The following is a 20,599-nucleotide window of genomic DNA, read 5'->3' as shown; positions in this document are numbered from 1 at the left end:
CTTCCTACAGGGTGGAGCGGCGGGCGTACTGGCGGCGGATCTTGTCGACCAGCCAGGTCACGTCGGGGCGAGGGCTGGCGGGCCGCTCGGGGTCGACCTTCGTGGCCGCCGTGACCGGCACCCGCACGGTGCTGTCCACCTCGACGACCGGCAGGTCCTCCGGATCCTGTTTCGGATCTTGCAGGTCGGGCGGGACCAGCAGCTCGGTGTCGCCGTCGTAGGTGAGCGCGGCGACGTCCCGGCGCAGGTCGACGGCGGTCTTGCCGCTGCTGCCGGTGGCGACCGCCAGCAGGCGGGCACGGACGTCGTCGAGCGCGGGCCGGGCGGTCGGATCATGGGCCAGCATGGCACCGAGCACCTGCACCAGCTCGCCGGGCACGCCGGACAGGTCAGGCAGGTCGGTCGGTTCGGTGATCCGCAGCAGCAGATTCCACGAGTTGGTCGGCGGGTAGAGGCCGTGGCCGGTGAGTGCGAAGACGAGTGTGGCCGCCAAGCCGTAGATGTCGACGGCCGGCGTCAGCTCCCGCTCGCCCCGGACCTGCTCCGGCGACATGTAGGCGGGCGTGCCCACGAGCGCGCCGGCTTCGGTCAGGTAGTGCTCACGCTCGATCAGCACGGCCAGGCCGAAGTCGATCAGCTTCGGACCGTCCGGACCGAGGATGATGTTCTGCGGCTTGAGGTCCCGATGCAGGAGCCCGACCTGGTGAACCTTGGCGAGACCATCAGCGAGCATCGCCCCCACCATCGCCGCCATCGAGAGCGACAGCGGTCCTCGGGCGTCGACGTGCTGGCGCAGGGTGGCGCCGGGGACGTACTCGACGGCGAGCCAGGCCGGGTCCGCGAAGGGGTCGGCGTCCTCCAGCCGGGCCACCCGGGAGCCGAAGACGAGCTTGAGGCTCTCCACCTCGGCGGCGAACCGTTCCCGGACCGTCGGGGCCTCGATCAGGTGCTGCCTGATCACCTTGAGGGCGACCCGGTCCGCGGTCGGCGACACCGCGAAGAACACCTCACCCATGCCACCGGAACCCAACGGCCTGACCAACTCGAAACCGCCGATGGAACCCAGCGTCATCCTGCCCCCTCACGGTGACAGCCCACCGCAGTGTCGACTCGGACCGCCGGCACCACGCCCGGCGGACGCACGACCGTACATCGCCGCGCGATCATGGAGCTAGTGCCCCTTCGGCGCTTTGCCCTGGTCCGGACGTCGCGCCGTCGGCGCCAGGGCCCCTCGGGCCAGTCCGTCCGCGGTCATCTGCACCAGTTCCGCACCCAGGTTCGCCGCCTGTCGGATAGCTGACTCGAACGCGTCGAGCCGCCTGAACGCCTCCCCGTGCGCCCGCTGCTCCGCCAGGGGCAGCCGCCGCACCTGCGCCCGCCGGATGTCGAACCGTAGCGTCCCCGACAGGCTCGACGCCTGCTTCTCGTTGGCCGACGTGCGCAACTGCCCGGCAAGGAACCACGGGTCCAGCGCGGCCGGGTTGGGCCGCAGCAGGTAGAGGTTGCGCCCCAGCAGCGCCCCCTCCGACGTGACGACCCTGGCGGTGAGCTGCCGCGCGATCATCGGCACCACCACATCGCCCGCCGCAAGGCGGATCTCCTGGCCGAGCCGCTCGTCGGCCTGCCCGGACGGCTCGGTGCCGTTGAGTACGTCCTGCACAGTTAGCACCGTCGGCCCGCCCGACAGCGGAGTCTCGCCGTCACTACCCGCGGCGCGGACCGGGCCGATCAGGTGCAGCGCCCCTGTCCGCGCCAGCTCGGCGATCGACAGGGTCAGCGGCGATGCCGCCCCGTCTGACTCGGGCGTGACCTGCGGCATCAGCGCTGGCAGCTCCCCGACGATGGCGGCCAGCCGCTCCCTCGTGCGTACCAGATGCTCTCCCGTCGCCTCGCCCCCGGCGGGTTGGCGGCGCGCGGGGGTGAGGTCGACCTCCTCGTCGAGCAGCTCGATGACGGGGACGGCGCGGGCGAAGCCGGCCTCCTCGAGGTCGGCGTCTGGCACGGAGGTGAAGGCCCGCCAGGTCGCGAGGACCCGCGGCGCGAGGGCGGTGAGGTCGCCGTCGGCGGCGTCGACGAGCAGCGCCCGCGCGGGGGCGGGCGCGTCGACCGGGGGCCGCCGCAGCACCCACAAGTGCAGGGGTACGCCGTGCGGCGCGGCCGCCCCGGCCGGGAGCGCGATCACGGCACGTAGCGCGCCGCGGCGCAGCAGTTCGGCGCGGATGCGGCGGGCGCCGCGGCGGCCGGCGGCGGTGGGGGGCATGAGCAGGACGGCGTGCCCGCCGGGGCGCAGGTGGGCCAGGGCGTGCTGCACCCAGGCCAGCTCGGGTTCGGTACGCGGTGGGACCCCGTACTCCCAGCGCGGGTCGTAGCCGAGTTCTTCGACGCCCCAGTTGGTGATGCCGAACGGTGGGTGGCAGACGACAGCGTCGACCGTGTGGCCGGGGAAGGCGTCGGTGCGCAGGGAGTCGCCGGGGCGTACCTCTCCGGGGACCGCGCGGAGGGCAAGCCATAATCCGGCGAGGCGGGCCAGCTCCTCGTCGAGTTCCTGCCCGTACGCGGCGGTGCCACCGGCGCGGACGGCGGCGCGGAGAGTGGCGCCGGTGCCGGCGGCCGGGTCGAGGACGGTGCCGCCGCCGACGCCGGCGAGCCCTGCCATGAGGTCGGCGAGGTCGTCGGGGGTGGCGAAGGGGCGCCCCGGGCCGGGTGCGGAGAAGCGCTGCCACAGCTCGTCGAACGCGCCCTGCGGGCCGAGTTCGTCGGCGAGGGCATCGACCTCGGGGAGCAGGCCCGCCAGTTGGTCGCCGGCCCGGCTGGATCGCTCGCCGCCGCGCTGGCGTATGAGCAGGTGTTCGCCGACGGCGGCGAGGGCGGTCGCCGGATTCTCTCTTCCTGCCGTGAGGTGACGCCAGAGCCGGTCGGCGCGGGACATCTCGGGCAGCTTGCCCTGGCCGCGGAGCCACTGCTCGACCTGCGCCAGGTCGAACTCGGGACTGGTGGCGCTGCCGCCGACCGGCTCGGGGAAGTCGCCGTGTCGTTTGCGCCAGTTGCTGACGGCGGCCCGGCCGACACCGGCGAGCCGGGCGATCTCCGCTGCGGTGATTGTCGGTGTCTCCTGCACGTTCGGAGTGTGTCACATCCGTCAAGCATCATCTCTGTTGACAGTGTTCACAGACGATGCTCTTATTGACGCCGCCACGTTCACAGTAGGAGGAAAGCGATGCGCAAGACCACCACGCTCGCCCTGATCGCCGGCGCCCTCGTCGCCCTGGGCTGCGGTGCCGGCACCACCGACGACGCCACCGGCGGCAAGGCGGAGACCGGCACCGAGCCGGCCTCCGGCGACACCGACGGCGGCAAGGCAGACGCCGGCAAGAGCGACGACAAGCCGAAGACCGCGAAGATCGGCCAGCCGGCCCGCGACGGCAAGTTCGAGTTCACTGTCAAGTCCGCCAAGTGCGGTGTCAGCAAGGTCGGCACGTCGATGCTCGGCGCCAAGGCGCAGGGCCAGTTCTGCCTGGTCACCGTCAACGTGAAGAACATCGGCAAGGAGTCGCAGATGTTCGACGGCAGCAGCCAGAAGGCGTACGCCGCCAACGGCACCGAGTACTCCGCCGACGGCTCGGCCGCCATCTACGCCAACAAGAACGCCGAGACGTTCCTCAACGACATCAACCCCGGCAACCAGGTCACCGGCGTGGTCGTCTTCGACATCCCGAAGAACGTCAAGCTCGCCCGCCTGGAGCTGCACGACTCGCCGTTCTCCGGCGGCGTGACCGTCTCGCTGAGCTGACCTGACCTGCGCCGGCCGGGGCGGGATCCGCGAACCCCGCCCTCCGGCGCCACCCCGCCGCACCACCGCCAGCCCGAGTCTCTACGCGAGGAGATCGACATGCGCAGTGCGAACAACCCGGACGAGTCACCACTGGCCGACGACGGGCAGCCGCTGTCCGGCACCTACCCGACGACGGTCTACCGACTCACTGTTCCGGCCACCGAAGACGGCCTACGTTCCGCGCTCAATGTGGACTACCTGCGGCGGCACGGCTTCGCGCCCACCCCGCACCGGGTCCTCGACGCACCGGCGCTGCTGGTACACGGCAGCGCGCCGCGTGACCGGGCCGAGTGGTGTGGCGTCCTGTCCGGCCTGGTCGGCAGTGACGTGACAATCGGCTACAGCAGCGGTGGCGGCGCCCTGCTGCTTGGGGTGGACGACCGGGCGTACGCCCTGACCTTCGGCACCCTGGGTCGGTTCATGATCGAGCTGGAGAAGGTGGACCCGACGTTCGGTGTCTCCTTCGCCGTGCGGACGCTTCAGCCCGCCGACATCCGCCAGGTTCGCCGCCGGGTGGTGGGTGCCAGCGGCCGGGTGGACCGGAGCCTGGTTCCGGGTGGGCAGCCCATCTGGAGGTACGGCATCGACAAGTGGGGGGAGATCGTCGGCCAGGTGTGCGGCCGCGTCGACAACCCGAACCTGACGGCGTGCCAGCGGGCACGCGGTTCGGTGAAGGTCGAAGGCAGCGATGCGCTGCGCATCCCTCTCGGCGTCTCCCCCGAGCGGCTGCTCGCCGATCTGCGGGAGATCGACCGGGTGTGCCGGCAGGAGTCGCCGCTCGCCGACCTGGAGTTCATCGAGCAGATCCGGCCTCTGCGTCCCAACGACCCCCGGCACACGGCGCTGGTCGACGTTCTCGATCGGCGGCTGGGCCTGCCCGACCCTCCGGATCTCGGCGTCGCGGTGCCGGGCAGCCTGGTGGCCGACGTCGAGCACGTCGGTTCGTACCGGGTTCGCGTGCCCCGATCCGGGCGACGCCCGAGCCTGACCACGGACCTGGACCTGGGGACCATCCTGTCGCACACCGTCCACGCCCTCGGCGGTGACCGGTGGACCGGGTTGCGTAAGGGCACGCTGACGCTCTACGCCGACGCCGCCGGCACCGAGGAGATGGCGTCGACGCCGGTGTCCCACTGGGTCACCGCGGAGGTCGCCGTCAGCGACAGCCACATGCTGCTGCACGAGGGCCAGTGGTACGAGATCGGTGACCGCCACCGCGAGTTCCTGCGCCAGGAGGTGGCTCGCATCCTGAATCGGCCGCCCAGCGTCGTGTTGCCGCCGTGGACGAAGGACCTGGCGAACGAGGACTGCTACAACCGCGAGGCAGCCAAGAAGCACCCGGGCCTGGTGCTGCTGGACAAGAAGCTCCTCCGCACCGGGCAGCACCCGCGAGGCATCGAGGCGTGTGACCTGCTCGGGCCGAACGGTGAGCTGATCCACGTCAAGCGGGCATCGGGCAGCTCGCCGCTCAGTCACCTCTTCGCGCAGGGCGTCACGTCGTTCGACGCGTTGCGCTACGACAAGCAGGCGCGTAACCGGTTCCGCGACCTGGTGCGCGCGCAGCCGGGCGGGCCGGACCTGCCCGAGGACTTCCGCCCGCGCACAGTGGTCTACGCCATCGCTCTGAGTGCCGGCCGCACCGTCACCGTGGACTCGCTGTTCACGTTCGCGCAGGTGGCGCTCTACCAGGCAGTAAAGACGCTGCGCACGGAGGGCGTCGACGTCGAGGTCGTCGCCATTCCGCCCGCCTGACCGGCACCGCTTCCGGATCCGACCGCCCGGCGGACCGCACACCCACCGGGCCGGTCACCCCTACCTGCCGCCGCGCCATCGACCACCCAGGAGGAACGGTGCGACCCGACGAGTTCCGCCACGCCCTGAGCCTGCTCCCCGCGGCCCTGCACGAGCGCGCCCTTCCGCTTCGCCGGTGCGTCCTCCACACCGGCTGCCCGCCGTGCCGGCGCGTCGGCGACGCGGTCACGCTCGCGCTCACCGCGGCCCACTACGGCCGGCTCGCCGCGGCCGGGCAGCTCCTCAACAACGCCGTGCGGCTCGCCGAGGAACACGGCACCATCCGTCCCCCGCAACCCGATCCGTCACGCGGCCATGGCTTGCCCGTCCAATGGACGGTGGCGCCCGCGCCGGTCGTCGCCGCGACCGGCGCCAGGCGGCGGCGCACCGGTGGCATCGGGTACGCGACCGGACGGTGGACCCGCCCGATCACCAGTCGCGGGCCCAGTCCGGCGGCGGTACGACGGCGAGCTGCGGCTCCCCGCTGATCGGTTCGAGCGCGTGCACGATCCGCAGGTCCCCGTCGGCGGCGGCGTCGGGGTCGGTCAGCACCCGGCCGCTGCTGCCGTCGGCGCTCACCAGCACCCACCGGTCAGGATGGATGCCGCCGTCGTCGACGAGCGCCCGTACGCCGAACGCGCGGGCAAGGGTGACCGCGAGGTCATGTTCGCGCAGACCGGTGGCGTCGGCCAGTTCGGTGTCACCGGTCAGGATCCAGCCGAAACCCTCGTCCTCGTCGGGTGGGGTGAGCATCACCACCGGCCGAGGATCGTCGACGGCCCGGTCCTCGATCCGCCCGACGTACGCAGCTTCCGGCGCGACGCCGTACTCCGTCAGCAGGAACCGGCGAAGGGCGTTCGCCGGCAGCTCTGCGTCGAAGTGGATCCGATACCGCACTCTCTACCCCTCTCCGAGGTCCGCAGGTAACGCGTCACAGTGCTTGCCTCGGCGGCCCGCCGGGGAGTTGGCTGTCGCGTATGGCCCGCATCGCGTACCACGACGCCGACGCCGAGGCGTTCGCCGCGACCCGGCACCTCACCGACGACGGTCTCACGGCCTGGCGGGCCGCCGTCGCCCGGCACCTCGTACCGCGCCCGGGGATGCGACTGCTCGACCTGGGCGCCGGCACCGGCACCTGGGCACGCTCCTTCACCACCTGGTTCCCCGGCGTCGAGGTGGTCGCGGTCGAACCGTCGGCGGCGATGCGCGCCCGCTGCGGGTTCGCGCCCCTCGTAGCAGGCGACGCCGGGCACCTCCCCCTGGCCGATGGCAGCGTCGACGGCGCCTGGCTGTCCACGGTCATCCACCACGTACCCGACCTGGCCGCGACGGCACGCGAGCTGCGCCGGGTGCTGCGGCCGGGCGCCCCGGTGCTCATCCGGTCCGCGTTCGCCGGGCGGCACGAGGCGATCACACTGTTCGACCACTTCCCCGAGGCGATCCGCGTGCTCGACACTTACCCGGGCATCGCCGACGTCGAGGGCGCCTTCGCCGCCGCCGGCTTCACCACCGCGGCGGTCGAGCAGGTTCCGCAGGTCACCGCATCCTCGCTGCGGGAGGCGGCGGCCGGCCTGCGCCGGGAGGCGCACACGCCGCTTCAGCTCATCACCGATGCGGAGTACGCGGAGGGCGTCCGGCGGCTGCGCGAGGCAGCACAGGCGGACACCGGGCCGGTGATCGACGCGCTGGACCTGCTGGTGCTGCGCTGATCCCGATGTCAGGCCCCACCCGAGGTTAGGGTGGGGTGATGGATCATCGTCAGTGGACGGTCGTCGGGGCGCCGTCGAGCGCCGGCGCGCACACCCCCGGTATCGAGCGCGCCCCGGACGCCCTGCGCGCCGCGGGCCTGCTCGACCGGCTGGGCGCCGACGTCGAGGACGCCGGTGACGTGCCGGGCTTCCGGTGGCGGCCGGATCCGGCGTACCCCAGGGGTCAGAACGCGGGCGCGGTGGCCGCCGTCGCCTCGGCGGTGGCCGACCGGGTCGCGGCGGCGCTGGGCCGGGGGCGCGCGCCGCTGGTGCTCGGCGGCGACTGCACGGTGACTGTGGGCCTGGTCGCCGGTTGCGCGCGGGCCGGGCTGTCTCCGGCGCTGGTGTACGTGGACGGCGGCCCGGATCTCTACACGCCGGAGACCCGCGCGAACGGCAACCTGGACGCCATGGGGTTGGCGCACATGCTCGGGTTGCCGGGGACGCTGCCCGAGGTGGCGGGTGTCGGGCCGGCGGTGCCGCTGCTGTCGCCGGAGCGCGTGGTGGTGTACGGGGACTCGCTGCCCCGCGGTGACCACGAGCGTGAGCTGGTGGCGGAGCTGGGGCTCGCGTACGTGCCGGCCGACGAGGTGCACGCCGACGCGCGGGCGGCGGCGCGCCGGGCCCGGTCGGTGGCCGAGGGCGCGGCCGAACGGTTCGTGGTGCACTTCGACGTGGACGTGCTGAGTTTCGTGGACGCGCCGCTGGCGGACGTGCCGGAGCCGTTCGGGCTCAGGCTCGACGAGGCGGCGGCGACGCTGGCCGAGCTGGTGGCGAGCCCGCGGTTCGCCGGGCTGTCGGTCACCGAGATCAACCCGGATCATCTGCCCGACGACGAGCTGCTCCCCCGGTTCGCCGGCGTGCTGGCCGGGGCGTTGACCGGGCGCTAGACGGTTTCCGCGAGGTGCAGCGGCAGCACCTTCGCGGCGCTCACCGCCAGCTCGCGGTCGAGCACCTGGTCGCGGGGCACGAACACCATCGCCTGTCCCTCGCCGAGCACGACGTCCTCCTGCCGGGCGTCGGTGGCGCCGCGGAAGACGTACACGGTGACGGTGTGCGGAAAGCCGTCCTCGTGCGGGCGGGGGCCGCTCCACAGCAGGTGCAGCTCACCGGCGGTCAGCCCGGTCTCCTCGCGTAGCTCGCGCCGGGCGGCCTGCTCCGGTGTCTCGCCGGGCTCGATGCTGCCGCCGGGCAGGCTCCACTGGTACGGGGAGACGGGCGCGTTGCCGTCACGGTGCTGCATGAGGATCGCGCCGGTCGGGTCGACGAGCAGGACGAGAGCGACGTCGTATGCGGCCACTCCCCGAGCCTGCCACGCGGCACCGGCGACGCGCAGTACCGACTTTCCGCCGCTCCGATCGAAAGTTCTATTCACGGCACCGAAAGCCATAGACATATCGACATGCCTTTTGTAGCGTCGGTCACAGGCGACGAAGGAGTGCGACCATGTGCTATGGATTCGACGGACACGCCGCGCTGCGGCAGTCGCTGGACCGGCGCGACCTGCTGCGCGGCTCCTTGGCGGCGCTCGCCGGGATCGGGCTCGCCACCGGGCTCGGCGCGACTGCGGCCCAGGCGGGCGGCGGGCACCATCACGGCCGGCGCCCGGTGCCGAAGGAGCTGATCAGCCTCCAGCTCTGGACCGTCCGCGACGCGCTGAACAGCCCTCCCGGCTACGACGCGACGCTGGCGCACCTGGCCCGGATCGGCTACCCGCGGGTCGAGCTGGCACTCGGCTACTTCGGCCGTACCGCGCGGGAGCTGCGCCGCTTCCTGGACGGCATCGGCATCAAGGCCAGTTCCAGCCACGACGGCATCGCCGCCGACGCCGCCGCGCTGGAGGAGAAGATCGCGAACGCCCGGACGCTGGGCCAGCGGTTCATGGTGGTGCCGTACCTGAACTCCGACCGCGAGGACGACTGGAAGCGCTGGGCGGAGCAGATGAACGTCGAAGCCGCCGCGGCGCGCAAGGCGGGCCTGCGGTACGGCTACCACAACCACGCGCACAAGTTCACCATCGACTTCGGCAACGGGCGGCGGCCGTGGGACGTGCTGACCGAGGAACTCGACCCGCGCCTGGTCCACCTGGAGATCGACATCTACTGGGCGGTCACCGGCGGCATCACCTCCGGCGAGGGTGTCGACGACCCGGAGGGCTTCACGCTCGACGTGATCCGCTCGGCGCCGCAGCGGGTGTTGCAGTACCACGTCAAGGACCGCGACCCGGCCACCGGCGACATGGCGGACCTGGGCACCGGCATGATCGATTTCGCGCGGATCTTCCGGGGGCACCAGGTGATGGAGTACATCGTGGAGAACGACACCCCTGATGTGACGCCGCAGCAGACCGCCGCCGTCGGCTACCGCTACCTGCGCCGCCTGCGGTTCTGACCCCGGCGGGGCACTGATCGCCGCCGGACGTGACACGCTCGGGGGTGGCCGCGCCGACCGAGGGGGTACGCGATGACCGACGAGCCGGACGACGTCCACTACGACCGCCTCTATCGCGACGCCGAGCGCCCGCCCTGGGAGATCGGCGGCCCGCAGCCGGCGCTCGCCGCGGTCCTCGACACCGGGGTACGCGGCCCGCGCGTGCTCGACGTCGGCTGCGGCACCGGTGAGCTGGCGCTCGCGCTGGCTCGCCGCGGCCACGACGTGACAGGCGTCGACATCTCACCGGTGGCGATCGGCCAGGCCCGGGCCAAGGCTGCTGCGGCGGGTCTGCCGGTGCGCTTCGAGGTGTGCGATGCGACCCGGATCCCGGTGCCGCCGGTGCCGTACGACTCGGTGTTCGACTCCGGGCTGCTGCACTCGCTGGACCGGCGGGGCGCTGCCGTACGCGACTACCTGGCTCTGCTGCCGCGCCTGACCGCGCCCGGCGGCGCGGTGTTCGTGCTGGCGGTGTCGCCAGACGCGGGCGAGGGCTGGGGCCTGGACGCGGACACGCTGCGCGCGGCCTTCCCCGCACCGCTCTGGACGCACGTCACGATCGAGCCGATCGACGTGCTCGCCCGGGTCGGCGGCGCGGACCTGCGCCTGGCCGGCAACCTGCTGCAAGCCGCCCGCTCCCCCGCTGGCCTGTAGTGTTCCGGCCGCCTGGCGCCGACGGCGTCAGCGGCGCCAGTGCTGGCGTGGGGCGTAGCCCTCGCGGCGCAGCCAGTGTTCGGTGTAGACGATCCGGTCGGCCTCGATCACGACGAGCGGGTCCTCGGGCGGCTCGGACAGCGACCGGCCCCGCTCGGCGTGCTCGTTCTCCCAGCGGAACGCGGCCCAGTGGCGGGCCCGGTCGGGGTGCTCCGGGCCGAGTACCCGGGCGGTGCCGAACACCTGGGCGCCGCGGCTGCTGGCCAGGCCGACAAGCGGCGCGGTGCGTCCTCGATCATGACGGCACCCCACCGGCCGGGCTCAGGCCACAGGCGCGGTGCTGGCGCGCAGCACCACCTCGCCGGGCAGGCGCACGATCCGGCGGCGGCGGCCGGCGTTCTCGGTCAGGGCCAGCTTCATCGCCTCCTCGCCGAGCCGGTGCAGCGGCAGCGCCACTGTGGTCAGCGGCGGGGTGAGGTCGCGCACGACAGGGATGTCGTCGAAGCCGGCGACCGAGACGTCGCCGGGGACCGACAGCCCGCGGTCGCGCAGCGCCGCGTACGCGCCGACGGCCATCACGTCGGTGCACGCGAACACGCAGGTGGCGTCGAGCCCGCGGTCGAGCAGCTCGGTCATCGCCCGGTAGCCGCCGTCGCGGGTGAACGCCGCCTCGGCCACCGCGCCCGGGTCGAGCGCCACACCGGCGGCGGCCAGTTCGTCGCGGAACCCGCCGAGCCGGTCGGCGACGGTGGTCAGCTCGGGCGGACCGGACAGCACCGCGAAGCGACGGTGCCCCAGGCCCAGCAGCGTGCGGGCCAGTTCGGCGGCGCCGGCCCGGTTCTCCGGCAGCACGCTGTCGACCTTCAGGGTGCGGTGCCGGCTGACCACCGCGACCCGGCCACCACCGTCGAGGTAGGGCGCCAGCTCGGCGGCCATCGCCCGCTCCCAGCGGGGATCCTCGAAGCCGGAGCCGATGAGCAGGATCGCCGGGGCACGTTCGGCGCGCAGCATCGACACGTACGCGATCTCGCGTTCCGGGTCGCGGAACGTGCTGGCGAGCATGACCAGCAGGTCGTTGTCGGCGGCGACCCGCATGACGCCGCCGGCGACGGCGGCGAAGTAGGGGTCGGTGACGTCGTGGCAGACCACGCCGACGCTGCGCCGGGACGCGCCGGCCAGCGCGCGGGCGTGGGCGTTCGGGGTGTACGCGAGGCGCGCGGCGGCGGCCAGGACGCGGTCGTGCAGGTGCGGGGTGACGCGCCTGCCGTTGAGTGCCCGGGAGGCGGTGGCCAGGGAGACGTCGGCCGCTCTGGCCACGTCTTCCAGCGTCACGTGCGACATCGATGCGTCTCCCTGCGGAACGTCTTGACCCGGTGTTCCGGCGTGGCTACGGTAGCACCCTGAAAGCGCTTACTGAAAGCGCATTCACCTGCGGGGAGGCCCAGTGGAACGCACGTCCGTCGGCATCATCCTCAACGGCGTCACCGGCCGGATGGGCTACCGGCAGCACCTCGTCCGGTCCCTGCTCGCCATCCGCGAGCAGGGCGGCGTGCCGGCCCGCGACGGCAGCCGCATCTGGCCCGAGCTGACCCTCGTCGGCCGCGACGAGAACCGGCTCGCCGCCATCGCCGCCCGGCACGGACTGACGGCGTACACGACGGACCTGGACGCGGCGCTCGCCGACGACGCCCACCAGATCTACTTCGACGCGCAGGTGACCACCGCGCGGGAGAAGGCGATCCGGGCGGCGATCGAGGCCGGCAGGCACGTCTACACCGAGAAGCCGCTCGCCGAGGGGTTCCTCGCCTCGCTGGAGCTGGCCCGGCTCGCCGCCGCCAAGGGCGTCCGCAACGGCGTCGTGCAGGACAAGTTGTTCCTGCCCGGGCTGCGCAAACTGAAGCGGCTCGTGGACGGCGGCTTCTTCGGCCGGATCCTGTCCGTGCGCGGCGAGTTCGGCTACTGGGTGTTCGAGGGCGACTGGCAGGCCGCGCAGCGTCCGAGTTGGAACTACCGCGCCGAGGACGGCGGCGGCATCACGCTGGACATGTTCCCGCACTGGCACTACGTGCTGGAGCAGATCATCGCCCCGGTCACCGCGGTCACCGCTGTCACCGCCACGCACATCCCCGAGCGCGTCGACGAGTCCGGCGTCCGCTACCGGGCCACCGCCGACGACGCCGCGTACGGCATCTTCGAGCTGGCCGGCGGCATCGTTGCGCAGGTCAACTCCTCCTGGGCGGTCCGGGTGCACCGGGACGAACTGGTCGAGTTCCAGGTCGACGGCACGCACGGCAGCGCCGTCGCCGGGCTGCGCGACTGCCGCATCCAGCACCGCGGCGCCACCCCGATGCCGGTGTGGAACCCCGACCTGCCGGTCACCGAGCCGTTCCGCGCGCAGTGGCAGACCGTGCCGGACAACGGCGAGCACGACAACGCGTTCAAGGTGCAGTGGGAGGCGTTCCTGCGCCACGTCGTCGACGACGAGCCGTTCCCGTGGGACTTCCTCGCCGGTGCGCGCGGCGTGCAACTCGCCGAGGCCGGGCTGCGCTCGGCCCGCGAGGGGCGGCGGGTGACGATCGAGGAGATCCCTCGGTGAGCAAGCACATCACGCTGCCCACACCGGACGGCGGCACCGAGAAGCTGACGCTGCGCGAACCACCCGCGTGGCGACGACCGTCCGGGCCACCGGCCGGCCGGATCGCGTACGCGGCCGCGCACGTCGTCGCCGACCCGTACGCCGACAACTCCCCCGGCCGCCCGGCGGGGCTGGACTGGGACGCGACGCTCGCGGTGCGGCGTGACCTGTGGTCGTGGGGCCTCGGTGTGGCCGAGGCGATGGACACGGCGCAGCGCGGGATGGGGCTGGACTGGGCGGCCACGCGGGAGCTGATCCGGCGCAGCGCCGCCGAGGCCGCCGCCTGCGGCGGGCGCATCGTCGCCGGGGCCGGCACCGACCAGCTCACCGGTGTCCCCGGCACGCTCGACGAGGTGGTCGCCGCGTACGCCGAGCAGGTCGCCGTGGTCCAGGAGTGCGGTGCCACGCCGGTGCTGATGGCCAGCCGGCACCTCGCCGCGCTCGCCACCGGCCCGGACGACTACCTGCGCGTCTACGAGCGGGTGCTGCGGGAGGCCGGCGCGCCGGTGGTGCTGCACTGGCTCGGCGACATGTTCGACCCGGCGCTGTCCGGCTACTGGGGTTCGACCGACCTGGACGAGGCCACCGCGACGTTCGCGGCGCTGGTGCACGCCCACGCCGGCCTGGTCGACGGGGTGAAGGTGTCGCTGCTGGACGCCGCCCGGGAGGTGCGGCTGCGGGAGCTGCTGCCACCGGCCGTGCGGGTCTACACCGGCGACGACTACCACTACCCGGAGCTGATCGAGGGCGACGGCAAGCGGTTCAGCCACGCGCTGCTCGGCGCGTTCGCGGCCATCGCCCCGGCCGCGTCGGCCGCGCTGGAACGGCTCGACGCGGACGACCGGGCCGGGTTCCGGGCGATCCTCGACCCGACGGTGCCGCTGTCCCGGCACCTGTTCGCCCCGCCCACGCCGTACTACAAGACCGGCATCGCGTTCCTGTCCTGGCTCAACGGACGGCAGCCGGGCTTCACCATGCTCGGCGGTCTGCACGGCGGGCGCGGCGTCCCGCACCTGGTGGAGGCGTTCCGGCTGGCCGACGCCGCCGGGCTGCTCGGTGACCCGGAGTTGGCGGCGCGGCGGATGCGCGCGTACCTGGACGTCGCGGGCGTGCCCGGATGACCGCCGATCCCCGGCTGGCGCGGCTGTCGCTCAACCAGCGCACCACGCAGCGCTGGTCGGTGGCGCAGGCGGTCGACGGGTGCGTGCGCGCCGGCATCCCGGCGATCGGGCTGTGGCGCGAGCCGGTGGCGGAGATCGGCGTACCGGCCGCCGCGCGGCTCGTCGCGGACGCCGGGCTGCGGGTGTCGTCGCTGTGCCGGGGCGGGTTCCTCACCGCCGCCGACGCCGCCGGACGGGCCGCGGCGCTCGCGGACAACCGGCGCGCGATCGACGAGGCCGCCGAACTGCGTGCCGCCTGCCTGGTGCTCGTCGGCGGCGGCCTGCCGCCCGGCTCCCGCGACCTGGCCGGTGCGCGGCAGCGGGTCGCCGACGCGCTGGCCGAGCTGGCGCCGTACGCGGCCGAGCGCGGGGTACGCCTCGCGCTGGAGCCGCTGCACCCGATGTACTGCGCCGACCGGGCGGTGCTGTCCACGCTCGGGCAGGCGCTCGACCTGGCCGAGGCGTTCCCGGCCGAACAGGTCGGCGTCGTGGTGGACACGTTCCACGTCTGGTGGGATCCGGACGTGTGGCGGCAGATCGCCCGCGCCGGGGCACGGATCGCGAGCTTCCAGATCTGCGACTTCCTCACCCCGCTGCCGGCCGACGTGCTGCTCGGGCGCGGCATGATGGGCGACGGGCACATCGACTTCCCGCCGCTGCGCCGCGCGGTGGAGGCCGCCGGCTACACCGGTGACGTCGAGGTGGAGATCTTCAACGCCGAGGTGTGGGCCACCGACCCGGACCGGGTGCTCGCCACCATGACCGCCCGGTACGTGGACCTGGTGCTCACGGACTGACCCAGCGTCACGAGTCCGGCCTGTCGGATGAATCAGGTGGCCGCTCCCCCGAATCCGGGGGCAGGATCAGGATCATGGCATCCCCGCACCTCACCACCCCGATCACCACCGACCTGCTGCGCGGCGCGCTCGACCTGGAACAGACAGCGGACGGGGTGCTGCCGCACCGGCTGCCCGCGTGGGCCCGGGCGCAGAACACCGACCCGCAGCTGACGATGGCCGAGGCGATGCCGTCGGGCGTACGGCTGGCGTTCCGGACCCGCGCCACCACAGTCGAACTGGACGTGCTGCCCATGAAGATGGTCTACCGGGGCACCGGGCCGCGTCCCGACGGCCGCTACGACCTGGTCGTCGACGGCCACCTCGCCGGTCAGGCCACCGCCGACGGCGGCAAGGTGCTCACCGTCGACCTGGCCACCGGCACGTCCGGCGTCGAGCCGGGTCCGGTCGCCACGGTGCGCTTCACCGGCCTGCCCGCCACCGACAAGGAGGTGGTGATCTGGCTGCCGCAGCGAGAGATCACCGAGCTGGTGGCGTTGCGCACCGACGCGCCGGTCGAGCCGGCCGGCACGGACGGCCGCCGGGTGTGGCTGCACCACGGCAGCTCGATCAGCCACGGCTCGGACGCGGAGAGCCCCACCGGCACCTGGCCGGCGATCGCCGCCACGCTCGCCGGCGTGGAGCTGGTCAACCTCGGGTTCAGCGGCAGCGCGCTGCTCGACCCGTTCACCGCGCGGGCGATGCGCGACACCCCGGCCGACCTGATCAGCGTCAAGATCGGCATCAACGTGGTGAACGCCGACCTGATGCGGCTGCGCGCGTTCGGTCCCGCCGTGCACGGCTTCCTGGACACCATCCGCGAGGGGCATCCGGAGACCCCGCTGCTTGTCGTGTCGTCGATCCTGTGCCCGGTCCAGGAGGACACGCCCGGCCCGGGCGCGGTCGACCTCGTCGACGGGAAGGTGCGGTTCCGGGCCACCGGCGACCCGGCCGACGTGGCATCCGGCCGGCTCTCGCTGCGCGTCATCCGCGCCGAACTGGCCCGGATCGTGGCGTCCCGGGCCGGCGCCGACCCGAACCTGCACTACCTCGACGGGCTGGAGCTGTACGGCGAGGCCGACTACGCCGAGCTGCCGCTGCCCGACGAGCTGCACCCCGACCCGGCCGCCGACCGGCGCATCGGCGAGCGGTTCGCCGCGCTGGCGTTCGGACCGAAGGGACCGTTCGCCGCGGCGGAGTGACGGACACCTACCCACGGCGTGGTGTGACCCAGGTCACGCCGCGCCGTGATCCGTCGGAGGGTCCGTGATCGACCATCTAGGCGTGGGAGGAAGCAAACAGGACGAGGAGCGGCTGCTGCGGCGGGTCGCGCGCGCCGACCTGGACGCGTTCGACGAGCTGTACCGGCGTACGTCGCCGTGGCTCGCGATCCGGCTGCGGCGGCGGTGCGCCGACGACGGCATCGTGGCCGAGGTCCTCCAGGACACGTACCTCACGGTGTGGCGGGCCGCCGGCTCGTTCAGCGGGCTGCGGCGCTCCGGTGGCGCGGACGCGCCGGGCGGCTCGGCCGCCGGCTGGATCTGGACCATCGCGGCCCGGCGCCTGGTCGACGCGCTGCGCCGCCGCGCCCGGGTGCAGGAGGTGCCGACCGACATCCTGCCGGTGCGCAGCTCGCCGGCCGCCGAGGACGAGGCGCTCGCCGGGTCGTTCGGCTCGGAGGTGGGAGCCGCGCTGGACGCGCTGGCCCCGGAACTGCGGGCGGTGCTCGCCGCGATGGTCCTGGACGGACTGACCGTCCGGGAGACCTCCGTCCTGCTGGGGGTGCCGGAGGGCACCGTGAAGAGCCGGGCGCGGCGTGCCCGCAACGCGCTACGGGAGGCACTGGCATGACGGCTCACGTTCCCCCGCCGGCACTGGCCGCGTACGCGGCGGGCGGCCCCGACGACGACGCCGCCGCCTGGACGATCGAGGTGCACCTGGAGGGCTGCGCCGAGTGCCGCGACCGGCTCGGCGACCTGGCCGCACCGCCACTGCGGGCGCTGCTCGGCGACGCCCGGGAGGCGATCCTGGAACAGGCGCGCACCGGGCCGCAGCCGGTGCGCCGGCGCCCGTTGCGACGGTGGTGGCTGCGCTGGACCGACTGGTCGATGCTGGCCTGGGCAGCCATGACGTGCACGGCGATCCTCGCGGCGGTGCTGCTGGACCGCAACTTTCCGGAGCAGCCCTCGGCGGTGCTGCTGCTCGCGCCGGTGGCGCCGCTCGCGGGGCTCGCGGTGGCCTGGTCACATCGCGCCAACCCGAACTGGGAGGTGGTCGCCGGCACCGCCCGCGCCGGGCTGGAGCTGCTGCTTCGCCGTACCCTCGCGGTTCTGCTCCTGGTGGCGCCGGTGCTCGCCATAGCCGGGTTCGCGGTCGGCCGCAACCCCGCGCTGTGGCTGCTGCCCTGCCTGACGTTCACCGCGGCGACGCTGCTGCTCGGCAGCCGCGTCGGGGTGCCGCTGGCCGCCGCGCTCCTCGGCGGCGGCTGGCTCGCAGCGGTCGCGGCCATGTCGTTCACCGGCGCCGCCGACGCGGCCCGCGCCGCCGCCACGACCGAGGCCCTGCTCCGGCCCGCGACCATGCCCGCCTGGGCGGCGGCCGCCGTCGTGCTCACCGTGCTGACCACGCTGCGCGCCGAACACCTGCGGCGGCCCGCCGGCTGACGCCGGCCCCCGGAACCACGCCACGGCGCCCCGACGGTGCCGCGGATCACCCTGCCCCGAGAAGGAGACGACATTGGTACGCGCAGTGAGCGCCGACGAGGTGGCGCCGACCCGGCACGCCTGGCGGATCGAGGCGGTGGGACTGTCGGTGAAGGCCGGGCGGCACCTGGCCGTCGACAACCTGGGCCTGACACTCGGCGCCGGCGTGCACGGGCTGCTCGGCCCGAACGGCGCCGGCAAGAGCACGCTGATGCGCGCGCTCGCCACAGTGGTCAGGCCGCACGCCGGCGTGCTGCGGCTGCTCGGCGCGGACGCGACCGCGTCGCGTGAGCTGCGGCCGGTGCGCCGCGGGCTCGGCTACCTGCCGCAGCAGTTCGGCTACTACCCCCGGTTCACCGTGCGGGAGTACGTCGAGTACGTGGCCTGGCTACGGGAGATGCCCGCCTCGGCGGTGCCGGGCGCGGCCCAGCGGGCCATCGACCGGGTACGCCTCACCGACCGGGCCGACGCCAAGCTCAAGTCGCTGTCCGGCGGCATGCTGCGCCGGGCCGGCATCGCCCAGGCGATCGTGAACGAACCGGACCTGCTGCTGCTCGACGAACCGACAGTCGGCCTGGACCCGGAACAGCGAATCGAGTTCCGTGAACTGATCCGCGAACTCGGCGCGGACGCCTGCGTGCTGGTCTCCACCCACCTGGTGGAGGACGTGGTGGCGGCCTGCTCGGACGTCATCCTGATGGATCACGGCGCCCGCGTGTTCCAGGGCCTGCCCGCCGACCTGGTCCGCCACGGCGAGACCGGCGGCGTCGGCGACAGCGCCGCTGAGCGCGGCTACTCGTACCTCCTCCAGCAGCACCGGAGCGCCCGATGATCCGACAGGTACGCGTCGAACTGCGCCGCTCCAACGCGCCGGCCGTGGCGGTGCTGCTGATCGCCGTCGGCGTCCTCGGCACCGCCAGCATGTACGACTTCTGGCAGGGACAGTGGCTGCGGCTGGGCTACGTGCACGCCTCCAACGTCTTCCTGCTGATGCCGCTCGCGCTCGCCGGTGGCGCGGTGCTCGGCCGCCGGGACCGCCGTACCCGCGCCGACGAGCTGATGAACAGCACCGGACGGCCCCGCTGGCAGCGCGCGCTGCCGGCGATGACAGCGCTCGGCGTCGCCGCCGCCGCCGCGCACCTGCTCGTGGTCGCCGCCAGCGCGGCGGTGATCGCCACCGGCGGCACCTACCTCGGCGTACGCGGATTCGCCGGGCCGCTGATCGACGTGCTGGTGCTGGTGGGCGCGGCCTGGGTCGGTGTGGCAGCGGGCCGGCTGTGGTCCTCACCGCTGCTGCCGCCACTGCTGGCCGCCGCCGGCCTGGTGGCGCAGGAGGGCACCGCCATGCTCGGCGGTCCGGCCGGTAGCCGGCTGACGAACGCGTCCCTCATGATCTCCTGGCCGCCGGACACGCCGTGGGAGACGCTGTCCGACCGGCTACTGCTCAGCCGCCTGGCGCTGGGTGTCGGGCTGGTCCTCGCCGGACTGCTGCTGACGGCGGGCCGGTCGTGGCCGCTCCGGGCCGGCGCGGCGGCGAGCCTCGCCGCCGGTGTCGCGGGACTCCTGCTGATCAGCGCACCGGGCCCCGCCGGCATCTGGCAGCTCGACCAGTCTGCGCGCCGCTACGTCTGCGCCGACGGCACGCCGCAGGTGTGCGTCACCGCCGTCAACGCGCACCTGCTGCCCCAGATCACTCCCGAGGCCCGCCGAGGACTGCGCGCGCTGGCGAAACTGCCGGACGCGCCGGCCCGCGCGGTGGAAGTGCGGCTGGACACCATCGGCAGCAACGACAGCGAGCAGTGGCACCGGCCCAAGCCGGCACCGGGCAGCGTGCAGTTCCTCCTGGAGGTCGACCCGGACACCGGCCGGCCCGCGGACGTGGCCGAACGCATCGCCCTGGGCGGCGGCACCGGTTGGTCCGGCTGCGGGCGCAGCGGCGACGACATCGCCCCGGCGATCGCCGCGGCCTGGCTGCTCGACGCCGAGACCGTACGGCTGTGGGATTCCTGGACCGGATACCGGTACGCCGACGAGCAGCAGGACGAGATCCGGGCCGGGGTGCGGCAGCTGCGCGCCCTGCCCGCCCCGGAGCAGTTGCGGCGGGTCACCGCGCTGCGGGACGCGGCCGCGCGGTGCGAGCCGGACCTGATGCCGGCGCTCACCGGACGGGCCGCGCCGTGACCCGCTGGCTGCCGCTGTACGTGCGGTCCCGCCGGATACCCGCCGCCCTGGCCGGATCGGCAGTCGCCGTCGCCGTGATGGCTCTTTCCTGGTCCGCCTTCACCGACCGTCCCGAGGTACCCGCCCGGCTCGCCGTGCTCACCACCGCGCTGGCGGTGGCGCCGCTCGGGCCGACGCTCGCCGGCACCGACCCGGCGCTGGAGCGGACCGCCGCGTGGCAGTGGGCGCCGCGCCGGGCCGGGCACCTGATCGGGTACGGCGCACTGGTGGTCGGACTGCTGGCCGCCGCCCGCGTGCTCGGCGCCGACTTCGGGCCGCTGTCAGTGCTGGCCCGCGACACGGCCGGCCTGATCGGGCTGGTCGGGCTCGGCGCAGCGCTGGCCGGCGCCCGGGCCGCCTGGCAGGTGCCGACCGCCTGGGCCGCGCTGGGCGCGTTGCTGGCCGCGCCGGGCGGGCCGAAATGGCGGCAGGTCGCGCTGTGGATGGCACAGGAGCCGGGCAACCGGATCGCCGCCGTCACCGCGGCGACCTTCCTCCTCGGCGGCGTCGTCGCGTACGCGCTGCGCGTGGGGCCACAGGTCGCGGCGGCCGAGGCGGCGCTGGAACAGTGACGTGCCGGACCTCGTCGCG

At 73.9% G+C, this 20,599-nt stretch carries 20 protein-coding genes and 1 pseudogene; 15 read left to right on the top strand and 6 right to left on the bottom strand.

Annotation, left to right across the window (positions count from 1 at the left end):
• Positions 1–4: 4 nt before the first annotated feature.
• Entirely contained in the window at positions 5–1,072 is a 1,068-nt protein-coding gene (locus tag O7546_RS13680) for a serine/threonine-protein kinase (protein WP_281601013.1), read from the bottom strand.
• Positions 1,073–1,171: 99 nt separating this feature from the next.
• Positions 1,172–3,118, bottom strand: a complete 1,947-nt coding sequence (locus tag O7546_RS13675; protein WP_281601012.1) for an N-6 DNA methylase — start codon at positions 3,116–3,118, stop codon at positions 1,172–1,174.
• Positions 3,119–3,217: 99 nt separating this feature from the next.
• On the opposite strand from O7546_RS13675, the gene O7546_RS13670 reads away from it, so the two are divergent.
• Both O7546_RS13670 and O7546_RS13665 read left to right on the top strand, forming a co-directional pair.
• Positions 3,218–3,790, top strand: coding sequence for a DUF4352 domain-containing protein (locus O7546_RS13670; protein ID WP_281601011.1), 573 nt, complete (start codon positions 3,218–3,220; stop codon positions 3,788–3,790).
• A 99-nt stretch (positions 3,791–3,889) separates the two neighbouring features.
• Positions 3,890–5,584, top strand: a complete 1,695-nt coding sequence (locus O7546_RS13665; RefSeq protein WP_281601010.1) for a DUF6119 family protein — start codon at positions 3,890–3,892, stop codon at positions 5,582–5,584.
• 468 nt (positions 5,585–6,052) lie between these two features.
• On the opposite strand, the gene O7546_RS13660 is transcribed toward O7546_RS13665, so the two are convergent.
• Positions 6,053–6,520, bottom strand: coding sequence for a hypothetical protein (locus tag O7546_RS13660; protein WP_281601009.1), 468 nt, complete (start codon positions 6,518–6,520; stop codon positions 6,053–6,055).
• A gap of 80 nt (positions 6,521–6,600) precedes the next feature.
• Here O7546_RS13660 and O7546_RS13655 point away from each other — a divergent pair, with 80 nt between their 5' ends.
• Together O7546_RS13655 and O7546_RS13650 are read left to right on the top strand one after the other, a co-directional pair.
• Positions 6,601–7,332 (top strand): class I SAM-dependent methyltransferase, encoded by a 732-nt coding sequence (locus O7546_RS13655; protein WP_281601008.1) that lies wholly within the window; start codon positions 6,601–6,603, stop codon positions 7,330–7,332.
• A 38-nt stretch (positions 7,333–7,370) separates the two neighbouring features.
• Complete coding sequence (locus O7546_RS13650) at positions 7,371–8,261, top strand: arginase family protein (RefSeq protein WP_281601007.1); 891 nt, start codon at positions 7,371–7,373, stop codon at positions 8,259–8,261.
• Here the strand turns inward: O7546_RS13650 and O7546_RS13645 are convergent.
• Entirely contained in the window at positions 8,258–8,671 is a 414-nt protein-coding gene (locus tag O7546_RS13645) for an NUDIX domain-containing protein (protein ID WP_281601006.1), read from the bottom strand. The two genes, O7546_RS13650 and O7546_RS13645, sit on opposite strands and share 4 nt — an antisense overlap.
• A 146-nt stretch (positions 8,672–8,817) precedes the next feature.
• Here O7546_RS13645 and O7546_RS13640 point away from each other — a divergent pair, with 146 nt between their 5' ends.
• Together O7546_RS13640 and O7546_RS13635 are read left to right on the top strand one after the other, a co-directional pair.
• Positions 8,818–9,762, top strand: a complete 945-nt coding sequence (locus O7546_RS13640) for a sugar phosphate isomerase/epimerase (protein ID WP_281601005.1) — start codon at positions 8,818–8,820, stop codon at positions 9,760–9,762.
• A gap of 72 nt (positions 9,763–9,834) precedes the next feature.
• The gene (locus tag O7546_RS13635; RefSeq protein ID WP_281601004.1) at positions 9,835–10,455 is read left to right on the top strand and encodes a class I SAM-dependent methyltransferase; all 621 of its coding nucleotides are present in this window, start codon (positions 9,835–9,837) and stop codon (positions 10,453–10,455) included.
• Positions 10,456–10,482: 27 nt separating this feature from the next.
• On the opposite strand, the pseudogene O7546_RS13630 reads toward O7546_RS13635, so the two are convergent.
• Positions 10,483–10,737 (bottom strand): annotated as a pseudogene (locus O7546_RS13630) (pyridoxamine 5'-phosphate oxidase family protein); the annotation flags it as partial.
• Between the two features lie 39 nt (positions 10,738–10,776).
• A complete protein-coding gene (locus O7546_RS13625) occupies positions 10,777–11,796 on the bottom strand; it encodes a LacI family DNA-binding transcriptional regulator (protein ID WP_135240037.1) in 1,020 nt (339 codons plus the stop codon).
• Between the two features lie 103 nt (positions 11,797–11,899).
• Here O7546_RS13625 and O7546_RS13620 point away from each other — a divergent pair, with 103 nt between their 5' ends.
• From O7546_RS13620 to O7546_RS13580, 9 genes are all read left to right on the top strand, one after another.
• On the top strand, positions 11,900–13,051 hold the full coding sequence (locus tag O7546_RS13620) for a Gfo/Idh/MocA family oxidoreductase (protein WP_281601003.1): 1,152 nt from the start codon (positions 11,900–11,902) through the stop codon (positions 13,049–13,051).
• Positions 13,048–14,211 carry a dihydrodipicolinate synthase family protein gene (locus O7546_RS13615; protein ID WP_269696907.1) on the top strand — a complete coding sequence of 388 codons (1,164 nt, stop codon included), beginning with the start codon at positions 13,048–13,050 and terminating at the stop codon, positions 14,209–14,211. Before O7546_RS13620 ends, O7546_RS13615 begins: the two co-directional genes overlap by 4 nt.
• A complete protein-coding gene (locus O7546_RS13610) occupies positions 14,208–15,047 on the top strand; it encodes a sugar phosphate isomerase/epimerase family protein (RefSeq protein ID WP_281601002.1) in 840 nt (279 codons plus the stop codon). The genes O7546_RS13615 and O7546_RS13610 overlap by 4 nt, the downstream gene beginning before the upstream one ends.
• Positions 15,048–15,121: 74 nt before the next feature.
• On the top strand, positions 15,122–16,288 hold the full coding sequence (locus O7546_RS13605; protein ID WP_281601001.1) for an SGNH/GDSL hydrolase family protein: 1,167 nt from the start codon (positions 15,122–15,124) through the stop codon (positions 16,286–16,288).
• A 64-nt stretch (positions 16,289–16,352) separates the two neighbouring features.
• Positions 16,353–16,937: an RNA polymerase sigma factor gene (locus O7546_RS13600; RefSeq protein WP_269696904.1), complete on the top strand. Its 585-nt coding sequence runs from the start codon at positions 16,353–16,355 to the stop codon at positions 16,935–16,937.
• On the top strand, positions 16,934–17,749 hold the full coding sequence (locus O7546_RS13595) for a zf-HC2 domain-containing protein (RefSeq protein WP_194802429.1): 816 nt from the start codon (positions 16,934–16,936) through the stop codon (positions 17,747–17,749). Before O7546_RS13600 ends, O7546_RS13595 begins: the two co-directional genes overlap by 4 nt.
• 73 nt (positions 17,750–17,822) lie before the next feature.
• On the top strand, positions 17,823–18,620 hold the full coding sequence (locus tag O7546_RS13590; RefSeq protein WP_281601000.1) for an ATP-binding cassette domain-containing protein: 798 nt from the start codon (positions 17,823–17,825) through the stop codon (positions 18,618–18,620).
• Entirely contained in the window at positions 18,617–19,969 is a 1,353-nt protein-coding gene (locus O7546_RS13585) for a hypothetical protein (protein ID WP_281600999.1), read from the top strand. The genes O7546_RS13590 and O7546_RS13585 overlap by 4 nt, the downstream gene beginning before the upstream one ends.
• A complete protein-coding gene (locus tag O7546_RS13580) occupies positions 19,966–20,580 on the top strand; it encodes a hypothetical protein (RefSeq protein ID WP_194802426.1) in 615 nt (204 codons plus the stop codon). Before O7546_RS13585 ends, O7546_RS13580 begins: the two co-directional genes overlap by 4 nt.
• Positions 20,581–20,599 lie beyond the last annotated feature (19 nt).

The sequence above is a fragment of the Micromonospora sp. WMMA1976 genome, assembly GCF_027497335.1.
Lineage (GTDB): Bacteria > Actinomycetota > Actinomycetes > Mycobacteriales > Micromonosporaceae > Micromonospora > Micromonospora aurantiaca.
This window is presented reverse-complemented; position numbering and strand designations above follow the sequence as displayed.

Excerpts from the sequence above, each read along its gene's own strand:
- O7546_RS13655 (WP_281601008.1), top strand. The coding sequence starts at position 6,601 with ATGGCCCGCATCGCGTACCACGACGCCGACGCCGAGGCGTTCGCCGCG.
- O7546_RS13635 (WP_281601004.1), top strand. The coding sequence starts at position 9,835 with ATGACCGACGAGCCGGACGACGTCCACTACGACCGCCTCTATCGCGAC.
- O7546_RS13665 (WP_281601010.1), top strand. The coding sequence starts at position 3,890 with ATGCGCAGTGCGAACAACCCGGACGAGTCACCACTGGCCGACGACGGG.
- O7546_RS13610 (WP_281601002.1), top strand. The coding sequence starts at position 14,208 with ATGACCGCCGATCCCCGGCTGGCGCGGCTGTCGCTCAACCAGCGCACC.
- O7546_RS13640 (WP_281601005.1), top strand. The coding sequence starts at position 8,818 with ATGTGCTATGGATTCGACGGACACGCCGCGCTGCGGCAGTCGCTGGAC.
- O7546_RS13605 (WP_281601001.1), top strand. The coding sequence starts at position 15,122 with ATGGCATCCCCGCACCTCACCACCCCGATCACCACCGACCTGCTGCGC.
- O7546_RS13670 (WP_281601011.1), top strand. The coding sequence starts at position 3,218 with ATGCGCAAGACCACCACGCTCGCCCTGATCGCCGGCGCCCTCGTCGCC.
- O7546_RS13625 (WP_135240037.1), bottom strand. The coding sequence starts at position 11,796 with ATGTCGCACGTGACGCTGGAAGACGTGGCCAGAGCGGCCGACGTCTCC.
- O7546_RS13680 (WP_281601013.1), bottom strand. The coding sequence starts at position 1,072 with ATGACGCTGGGTTCCATCGGCGGTTTCGAGTTGGTCAGGCCGTTGGGT.
- O7546_RS13650 (WP_281601007.1), top strand. The coding sequence starts at position 7,371 with ATGGATCATCGTCAGTGGACGGTCGTCGGGGCGCCGTCGAGCGCCGGC.
- O7546_RS13595 (WP_194802429.1), top strand. The coding sequence starts at position 16,934 with ATGACGGCTCACGTTCCCCCGCCGGCACTGGCCGCGTACGCGGCGGGC.
- O7546_RS13585 (WP_281600999.1), top strand. The coding sequence starts at position 18,617 with ATGATCCGACAGGTACGCGTCGAACTGCGCCGCTCCAACGCGCCGGCC.